We start from the raw sequence: 8,605 nt of genomic DNA, 5'->3' as shown, positions 1-8,605 counted from the left end.
GTGCTCCCAATGTCGATCGCAAGTGTTCCTTGAGCGGAAAGATGAAGGTTTTGTTCTTCCTTGGGGGGCTGAACCTCAGCCATGGCCATCTTGATAAGAAGTTCAGGCTACGGGGCCTAGCGATGGATCGGTTGAGACGCCTGGTTTTTTCCTTTTATAGAGAGGATCCGGAGATTGAGGCCGAGTTGGAACCATTGCGTGATTGCCGCATGTCCCGTAGTTGGGGATGCATTCGGATTGAGTGCATTGACGGTAAACACCTTGAGGAGGTCAGTGGTTTGATGACGCACCTGAGACGTCCACTGCTTGCGATGGGATTAGGCCGCCAGATTGTTTTGCGAGTGCCGGGTCGCCCTCAGCGTACGTATCCCATGCAGGTTCCGTTTCACAGCGATTTGCTCACTTAGAGTGAAGAGTCGATGATCAGACAGAGATGATTTCTGCAGGTGTGGACTCAAAGGACCTCGCGAAGCGGGGCGAGAGCCTGATTCGTCAGTCCACCAACCGTTATTTGACCACGGTCAAGATTGCTTTTCGCGCGAAGCAGCGTCGTTTTGATGACTTCGACGGCCTCCTAGAAGAATCCAGTGTGAAGCCGGTCCATCGCGCAATTGTTGAGCTCTCCGACGAGCAGGATCAGCCTGATCTCCTGCCTGGATGATCCAACAGGAGGGGCCTGGCTGGCGTCTCGCCCGAGACTTCAGACGTCAAGGCTTTCCTTTCCTCATTGGAGGGGAGTACTGGGCTGTCGAGCTCACCGAGATGGAAGCAAAGGGGCTCCATGCCCTTCTCGACGAGCTCGACAAGCAATACACGCTGATTCGCGATCAGTTGATGGAGGAAGAATCCATCACTCTGGAGTTGGAACAGCAGGAGTGGTGGGGGTGTCTTGATGGCACGCGTGATCGCTGGGGGCTGCAGGTTGTGCTTCAAGGCACTGGCATGCCATGTAGAGGCCTGGAAGGCGGTTGGCCTGCTCCAGCGGCTCAAGCTTTTTTGGCCGCTTTGAGAACAGTGTGGGATTGAACATCAGATTAGTTGGTCTAATCAATCAGTCTTTATTGATTTCTCCACGAAGTTCAGTGCAAACTGCACAGCTTTTCCACAGGGTGCCGCCTTGTTTTTGAGTTGCGGGCTTCATCCTGTGGAAAAACATAGGATTTGGGATTTGTGTGGTATTGACGGCGTACGGCGTGCGGACCTCCTTGGGAAAGCGTAACTCCTGTTCCTCACTGCGTTTATGGCCTGAATCTCATGGAGAGAGCGGTTGTCGATTGGTGGATTCGCTTCTCTGGGTGGCCCCTTGTGCTTGTGGAGAACAGACCATAGATTCAGGCCGTGGTGATGAAGGAGTCCGGAGTGTTTCACGGCCAATTGGCGACCGATCAGATTGTTGAGTCCTCAGCAGTTCTTACAGGTGAAGAAGCGCCTGAACAGGTTCAGGGTGATGACGTCGTGAGCTTTCAAACGGAGATGCCTTTGCCTTTGCACCAGGCCATGGCTGACTTTATTGAGCGCTGCCCAAATTGGGATCAGTACCGACTCGTTCAGGCGGCATTGGCTGGATTTCTTGTTCAGAACGGTGCCGACTCCAGAGAGCTCACCCGTCTCTACGTCGGCAACATGTTTCGTCGCGACTCTCTTCGCCAAGGTGTTTGAGTCCGGCAGCTGGCCATCAATAGAAGGGCGCTAAACGGAACACTGAAGAGCAATCCGAGGCTCGCAGCCATGAGGCCAAGCAAGTTGATTCCTAGAAGAAGTCCAAGCAATGCCAATACTTTGAGGCGATTGGCTTGAACAAGTTTGCGACTGTGCTCCATGGCTCGGAGTGGGCGATAGCCGTGATGAATCAGCAATGGAATGGAGAGGAGTTGGCCAATCAACCAGATGGCGATGCCGACACCACCCAACACGACAACCAGGCTGGCGAGCACACCGCTGTGGGGTGCCAAAAATTGACTTAAAAGACGAATCGAACTGATTCCGCCAATGCCAATGAGGACTTCTAAAATCGCAAGGCCGCAGGTCTGCTTCAGCAGCCAAAGAAATCGGTGTCTTGCAGCCGGTTGCTCTGGGTTTCGATCCAATCCCCCGGGCAGGTGTTCGTCTGCCAGCTGCAGCAGTGCCATCAAGGGTGCTAATGGAACAAGTGCCGCCATCACGAGCACCAGATCGCCGGTGTATTGAAGGAAGCGATTGCTGCTGAGCTGGAGATCTCGTGCGACCACGCCTAAGCCCATCAGGCAGCACAGCATCAATGCAGTGAGCCCGATGAAGGACCAAGGCGCTTTCCTGAAGCCGATCCAGGCCCTTGGAATAATGGTGGCAATCGGCAGTCGCTCAGCAGAAATACTTGCGAGCGGATCATTGAAGTGGTCCAAGCCTCTTTAATAAATCCATCGCGATTTCTGTGTCAACCGGAAGAATCGAAAGTCGATTACCACGACGCACAACAGTCAGTTGGTCTGCTTCGTAGGACTGGCGAAGATCGTCAAGGGTCAACATGTTGGAAAACTGGCCGCGATAGGCAAGTTTCACGCAATCCCAACGTGGAGAGTCCTGCTTGGAGGCTGGATCGTGATACTTAGAGCTGCTATCAAACTGCGTTGGATCCACGAGGCCAGTTTCTGTGACCTCCATTAGACCAACAATCCCAGGAGGCTTGCAATTGGAATGGTAGAAAAAAGCTTGATCTCCAACCTTCATCTTTCGCATGAAATTACGAGCCTGGTAATTTCTGATGCCATCCCATAGAGTAACTTTCTCGTCCTTCAGATGTTCAATACCATAAACATTTGGCTCGCTTTTCATCAGCCAGTAAGAAGCACTAGTCATGATAAGAGGCTTGAAGGGAAGGTCTGATGGAGGTGCATTGTCGGTATCGCATTCAGGGCATGCTCTGAAAATTGCCCTAGTCGCCATGCGATTTTAACTGCCAATGTTGGCAATGCCAGTGAGGGTGGATTTTCTGGTTGATTGCCCGGGGAAGAGCCCTTTTGTCCTGGATGCTTGGAGTTATATTTGAAAATTCATGTCGATGTCTCTGGGAGGCGTATCTCTCTGCCAAGTTAATCGAAAATGACTCTTTATTTGTTGATGCCATTGCTTTGTTGGCTGTTGGCTTTGCTCTGTGATTGGTGGTAATTTGATTCCGCTGCTAGTGGCTTTGATGCCGGCGTTTTGTATCGTTGTTCTGGGCATCAGGTTTTTATTTTGCTGTTGATCACCGCGATAAGTTGATTGAGAGTGTTTGTCTAGTAATGGAGGTAAGAGCTGGCTTTGTAGATGCAGTTGTTTTGCCTGGACCATGTTCCCTCTTCCATTGCTGTTTTGATGGTCCCAATGATCTCGTTCTTTGAGCGACCATTGATGCAAAGCCTTGAGTAGACAAGGCTCTTCCCCTTGAGCTGATTGCTGAATCTCCGCCCTAATGAGGGGATCACTGGGTCAACTGTTTGTAGCTGAGGGGCCCATGTTGCTGTTCTGTCGTCTTCAGTCAGCGACGGATGGACCTGGCCTGTTTGTTGCTAGGCCATGTAAGCCTCCTCAACTTTTTCTAAGGATGATTGCTCAATAACTTTCCTGTAATCGCTAGGACAACTCTAGGTGAAAGTCAGGTGATCACTGCTCTTCCTTTTGTTGGACTCAGATCCATCTTGTTGGCTCTCTAAGAAGACTTTTTGGAGTGAGCGCAGGCTCTTTCGACTGGTTCAAACCTTTGACCATTCTCCTTGGGTTGAAGCCCTAAGCGTTTGAGTGCTTCGACAGCATCAATTTGGTCAGCGTTGTAAAGTGCGCAGGTCTGTTGATCTCTGGCTCCCTGGGAGTCGCAAGACATCAAGAGGGCGATGAGAGCGAAGGGTAAAAGCCGTTTCAATGTCTTCATGTAGCGAATTAGGGCATGCATCTGGTGTTTGAGGCTGGCTTGATGATGCTTGTCTGGTGAGGTTTTTGATTCACCGTGACCTTGATTGGATCTTCAGTGCACGAAGATATTATTTGGTGTTGCTTAATTTGAACCCGTCGATTGGTAGCAGGAGTGGTGCTGAATGATGTCCCTGAAATGATTTCCTCGGGCTTCGAAATCTTTGTATTGATCGAAGCTCGCACAGGCTGGTGATAACAACAGAGAGGCTGCATTGCCGTTTTTCCCCTGCTCGATTGCTGCCGTCACGGCGTCCGCCATGTTGGGGTGAGACATCACCTCTCCTGTATAGCCGGAGCCACGAATTAGGCTCAATAAAATATCTCGATCGCTTCCAAATAGAGCAATTGCGCAAACCTTCTCTTGTAGAAGTTGTAGCCAACCATTGGCATCGCCTTGCTTCGATAGTCCACCGGCAAGCAGAATGATCGGGCCAGGAACGGCTTGAATTGCAACCGCGGCCGCGTCGTAATTCGTGGCTTTGCTGTCGTTGAACACGTTCATTCCGTGGAGCGACCCCAGATTTTCTAGGCGATGTGGCACTCCTGGGAAGCTGCGTAACCCACGCTCGATGGCTTGCGGTTCTAATCCAGCTTGCAACGCAGCTGCGGTGACGAGCAGCAGGTTTTGGCGATTGTGCTCTCCAGGCATGGCGAGAGCATTGGCTGGAAAGAGTGACCCTTGTTTCCCGCAAACCAAGCCTTCCGGATTAATCCAAAGCTCAAGGTCTGCTGGCTCCCGTGTCGTTTGTGCAGAGCTAACCCACTGGGCATCTGGCCAGTCAGTGTGCCTGCTCTGAAGATCTGCGTCGTCGGCATTGAGAACGGCATGCTTGGAGCGTTGAAGCAGGCCCTGTTTGATGTCTCTGTAGGCATCCATTGAGCCGTGCCGTTCCAAATGGTCGGGAGTCAGCGTGGTCCAAATGCCAATGGTGGGTCTGACCTCATTCGCTGATTCGATTTGGTAGCTACTCATCTCCATCACGATCCAATCCGGTTTGGATTGGGATGGATCCATGCACTGCAGACCTAATTCGGCGGCGGAATGGCCCACATTTCCAGCCATCGGAGCGTGCAGTCCCGCTTGGTTAAGAACGTGATGCAGTAAATGCGTCACGGTGGTTTTGCCATTGGTGCCGGTGATTCCAATCCAAGGGCAATCACAGAGGGCTTGCCATGCCACAGCCATTTCTCCTCTAACAATCACGCCGTGGTCGCGGAGCTGCATCAAGGTGGGATGATCCCAGGGGATCCCTGGGCTGATGACCACTTGCTCAACTTCATCCAACCAGGGTTGAAAGCTTGAGAGCTCCAAAGGACATCCCAATTCGGTTTGGATGCCTTGATCCCTTAGTTGCTGTGCTTTGGATTGTTGTTCGGGACCTTCATCTCGCTCGAGTACAACGACGTGATGGCCTTGGGCATGAAGGAGGCGCGCTGCGCCGACCCCGGAGCGGCCAAGCCCCACGATCAAGCTGCATGCCATTGTCGAACTCCTGTCCCTAAAGGGAAGTGGGCGATACTGGAATCGAACCAGTGACCCCTACCGTGTCAAGGTAGTGCTCTACCTCTGAGCTAATCGCCCCCAGCTCTCAAGTTTGTCGTTTGAGATGAGTGGTTGATCTATGACTCAACCAGGAACTGAAGTTAGCAGTTGGAGTGCCGTTTGAATCCACTCCGCTCACTGGCGGAGGATGTCGACGCGCCATCGCTCGCGTTTTGTGCGCTCGATGTTCAAGATCTCGATACTGCCTCTGTCTTGAAGTTGCAAGCGGTCACCCACTTTTAAATCCCGACTTGCTAGCCGCACGGGTTCCCAGTTGAGCCGCAAGCGCCCTTCCTTGATTTGTTTGACGACCTTCGAGCGAGAGATTCCGAAGCCTGCAGAGGCAATGGCATCAAGACGGCATGAGGCTTCAACGCTGCTCAACCGCCGAGCGACTCTCTGAACAGGCCATTGCAGTGCCTCGAGTGGCAAGGATTCGCAGGTGATGATCACCTCGCGCAGGCTGCCTCGTTGTCCCTGCAATAGGGCCGCGGATTCCGGTGTGCAAATGGCTTGAGCACCTCTATCTCCACGGATCCATAGATCACCGAGGGACTCGTCAGCCACCCCGATGCGTTGCAGGGCCAGACGCATCTCGTCGGGTGAGGTTGGATCGAACAGGAAGTTCCCCTCCACGTTGAGACCAGCTAGAGGGCAAGGGGGCTCAGGCTCTGTGGTCGCTGCGTGTTGGATGAGCAACCGTTTGCGCTCTGCTCCCGGGTAGCCGCCATCTCGGCTGATCTGCAGTTCTGCCAGTGACTCAAGCTGGTTGGCATCTTCCAGCATTAAAGCTGATAGGAAGGGACTCCATCGCGGTTGCCAGGTCCGCAGAACATCTTCAGCCAGGTCGATCAATGCGGTCATCGTTGTGGGATGCCTGCAGGATCGAAGTAGATTGTCTCTCGGAAGGCTCACAGTTCGCTGAGTCGAACCACTTGTTGTGGACGCGCCTTTTGGACGGTTTGCCAAGGCAATTCCATCCCGGGCCTCGTTTCTAGGAGTAGTAGCCAGCAGCCTTCGAGGTTGCGATTGCGCAGGATCCTGACACCGTCCTCATTTTCAGAAGGGACGCTGGCGGCGGCTGCATAGCTACCCATCAGGCCTGACCCCATGCCGAGCAATCCTCCAATAAAGGCTTCTCCCCAGGGGCCAAAGCTTGCAAAGGTGTCGAGCGTGGTGATCTGGGTGAAGGTGCAGCCGGCAAAAAACCCGAAGGGCATCAACCAGCGCGCCATCGACTTCTGACGTCGACGGCGCGCCAGGCTGGGGTTGAGCAGGTCGACATCGTCCATCCCCTCAGCGGGCAGATCCGACTCTGAGTCGGAGGCTTGCTGCGGTGGGTCGGATCCTTTCCCGGGGGCTGGTGCCACGAGGGCGACGCGAAGCAATGGCGTGCCTTTGTCTTGGAGCGAGAGGCGAAGACGGTCGGCAGCAGTGCGCTCATTGAATACCAGAACGCAAACGGGCATGAAACAACAGCAGCCGAATGATCATTCTCTCTCGGAACAGTTGCTCTTGGAGCCGATTCTTTTAGAACTGTTCGGGCTGGAAGACACTTGAAGAAGAACCTTCGGGCTGATCTCTACAGTTAATGGTGGCTTTCTCCCGCCGCTGGATGACAAAAGTTCTCGTTTCAGACCCCATTGATCAGGCGGGGCTCGACATCCTTGGCCAAGTGGCTCAAGTGGATGAGCGCACTGGATTGTCACCGGAAGAGCTCAAATCGATCATTGGTGAATACGACGCCCTAATGATCCGCTCAGGGACCCAAGTCACAGCCGATGTCATTGAGGCTGCTGATCGGTTGCGGATCATCGGCCGTGCAGGCGTGGGGGTCGACAACGTGGATGTGCCAGCGGCTACGCAACGCGGGGTGTTGGTGGTGAATTCACCCGAGGGCAACACGATCGCAGCGGCTGAGCATGCGCTTGCGATGTTGCTATCGGTGTCTCGTCACGTGCCTCAAGCCCATGGTTCGATGCGTTCAGGGGCTTGGGATCGCAAAAAATATGTGGGGAATGAGCTCTATAAAAAAATTCTCGGCGTGGTGGGGTTAGGCAAGATTGGGTCTCATGTTGCTCGCGTCGCAAAAGCGATGGGCATGGAGGTGATCGCCTTTGATCCATTCATCTCTGCAGAACGTGCGCAGCAGATGCAGGTGAGGCTCACCACTCTGGAATCGCTGTTCCAGCAGGCCGATTACATCACGCTCCACATCCCTCGCACACCTGATACTGAAAATTTGGTGAATGCCGAGCTGCTGCGCACGATGAAAAGTACGGCACGGATTGTGAATTGTGCACGTGGTGGAATTGTTGATGAGCCTGCGATCGCGGAAGCCATTGAATCGGGGGTGATCGCCGGGGCAGGTTTGGATGTGTTTGCGTCTGAACCGCTTGCTCAGGACTCACCCCTGCGCGCCGTGGAGCGAGGACTTGTTCTAACCCCTCATCTCGGAGCATCCACGGAAGAGGCTCAAGAAAATGTGGCGGTGGATGTCGCCGAACAAATTCGAGATGTCTTGCTGGGGCTTCCTGCCCGTAGCGCCGTGAATATCCCTGGTCTCAGTGCCGAGATCATGGAGCGTCTCAAGCCCCATCTCCAACTGGCGGAGACCCTCGGTTTGCTGGTGAGCCAACTCAGTGGTGGGCAGATTCAGGAGTTGGAGGTGCGCTTGCAAGGTGAATTCGCCAGCCACCCCTCACAACCTCTTGTGGTCGCTGCTCTTAAGGGTTTGCTGAGCACGGCGTTGGGAGATCGGATTAACTACGTGAATGCATCGCTGGAGGCGAAAGGCCGCGGCATTCATGTGCTGGAAATTAAGGACGATGCCAGTCGCGATTTTGCAGGTGGGTCGCTGCAGCTCACCACGCGCGGTGGTCAGGGAGGTCACAGCGTGACCGGTGCGGTGTTCGCAGACGGTGATTTGCGTGTGACCAGCATTGATGAATTCCCAGTGAATGTTCCGCCGAGTCGTCACATGCTGTTCACCAGGCACCGCGACATGCCTGGCATCATTGGCCACCTTGGCTCTCTTCTTGGAGAGCACAACGTCAACATCGCCTCCATGCAGGTTGGGCGTCGCATCGTTCGTGGTGATGCCGTGATGGTTCTCAGTATTGATGACCCGATTCC

At 53.8% G+C, this 8,605-nt stretch carries 11 protein-coding genes and 1 tRNA gene; 5 read left to right on the top strand and 7 right to left on the bottom strand.

The genetic code is table 11. The annotated features are described in order from the left end of the window. The first annotated feature begins 122 nt into the window (after positions 1-122). The 4 genes from NCN04_RS04485 (at position 123) to NCN04_RS04470 (ending at position 1,659) form a co-directional block, all read left to right on the top strand. Positions 123-407: a hypothetical protein gene (locus NCN04_RS04485; protein WP_048347132.1), complete on the top strand. Its 285-nt coding sequence runs from the start codon at positions 123-125 to the stop codon at positions 405-407. Between the two features lie 26 nt (positions 408-433). Next, entirely contained in the window at positions 434-661 is a 228-nt protein-coding gene (locus tag NCN04_RS04480; RefSeq protein WP_011620178.1) for a DNA-directed RNA polymerase subunit omega, read from the top strand. Next, on the top strand, positions 658-1,026 hold the full coding sequence (locus NCN04_RS04475) for a DUF1818 family protein (RefSeq protein WP_250395296.1): 369 nt from the start codon (positions 658-660) through the stop codon (positions 1,024-1,026). The genes NCN04_RS04480 and NCN04_RS04475 overlap by 4 nt, the downstream gene beginning before the upstream one ends. Before the next feature lie 333 nt (positions 1,027-1,359). Further along, on the top strand, positions 1,360-1,659 hold the full coding sequence (locus tag NCN04_RS04470) for a DUF2811 domain-containing protein (protein WP_350223230.1): 300 nt from the start codon (positions 1,360-1,362) through the stop codon (positions 1,657-1,659). On the opposite strand, the gene NCN04_RS04465 is transcribed toward NCN04_RS04470, so the two are convergent. The 7 genes from NCN04_RS04465 to NCN04_RS04435 form a co-directional block, all read right to left on the bottom strand. Continuing rightward, positions 1,611-2,381, bottom strand: a complete 771-nt coding sequence (locus NCN04_RS04465; protein ID WP_048347130.1) for a hypothetical protein — start codon at positions 2,379-2,381, stop codon at positions 1,611-1,613. The genes NCN04_RS04470 and NCN04_RS04465 overlap by 49 nt on opposite strands. Then, positions 2,365-2,835: an EVE domain-containing protein gene (locus tag NCN04_RS04460; RefSeq protein ID WP_250395298.1), complete on the bottom strand. Its 471-nt coding sequence runs from the start codon at positions 2,833-2,835 to the stop codon at positions 2,365-2,367. Before NCN04_RS04460 ends, NCN04_RS04465 begins: the two co-directional genes overlap by 17 nt. A 180-nt stretch (positions 2,836-3,015) precedes the next feature. Then, positions 3,016-3,309 carry a hypothetical protein gene (locus NCN04_RS04455; RefSeq protein ID WP_250395295.1) on the bottom strand — a complete coding sequence of 98 codons (294 nt, stop codon included), beginning with the start codon at positions 3,307-3,309 and terminating at the stop codon, positions 3,016-3,018. A gap of 700 nt (positions 3,310-4,009) precedes the next feature. Further along, on the bottom strand, positions 4,010-5,410 hold the full coding sequence (gene murD / locus NCN04_RS04450) for a UDP-N-acetylmuramoyl-L-alanine--D-glutamate ligase (RefSeq protein WP_250395294.1): 1,401 nt from the start codon (positions 5,408-5,410) through the stop codon (positions 4,010-4,012). A 27-nt stretch (positions 5,411-5,437) separates the two neighbouring features. Then, a tRNA-Val gene (locus NCN04_RS04445) sits at positions 5,438-5,509 on the bottom strand. Positions 5,510-5,605: 96 nt separating this feature from the next. After that, the gene (locus NCN04_RS04440) at positions 5,606-6,385 is read right to left on the bottom strand and encodes a photosystem II electron transport protein, Sll1252 family (protein WP_350223229.1); all 780 of its coding nucleotides are present in this window, start codon (positions 6,383-6,385) and stop codon (positions 5,606-5,608) included. Then, entirely contained in the window at positions 6,382-6,939 is a 558-nt protein-coding gene (locus tag NCN04_RS04435; RefSeq protein ID WP_250395292.1) for a hypothetical protein, read from the bottom strand. Before NCN04_RS04435 ends, NCN04_RS04440 begins: the two co-directional genes overlap by 4 nt. 146 nt (positions 6,940-7,085) lie before the next feature. On the opposite strand from NCN04_RS04435, the gene serA reads away from it, so the two are divergent. After that, on the top strand, positions 7,086-8,605 hold a 1,520-nt coding region (gene serA, locus NCN04_RS04430), incomplete at its 3' end, for a phosphoglycerate dehydrogenase (RefSeq protein WP_250395297.1).

The organism is Synechococcus sp. MU1655 (assembly GCF_023630655.1).
Taxonomy (GTDB): Bacteria; Cyanobacteriota; Cyanobacteriia; order PCC-6307; family Cyanobiaceae; genus Synechococcus_C.
The sequence above is the reverse complement of the archived record's forward strand: the minus strand, read 5'-3'. Positions and strand labels throughout refer to the sequence as shown.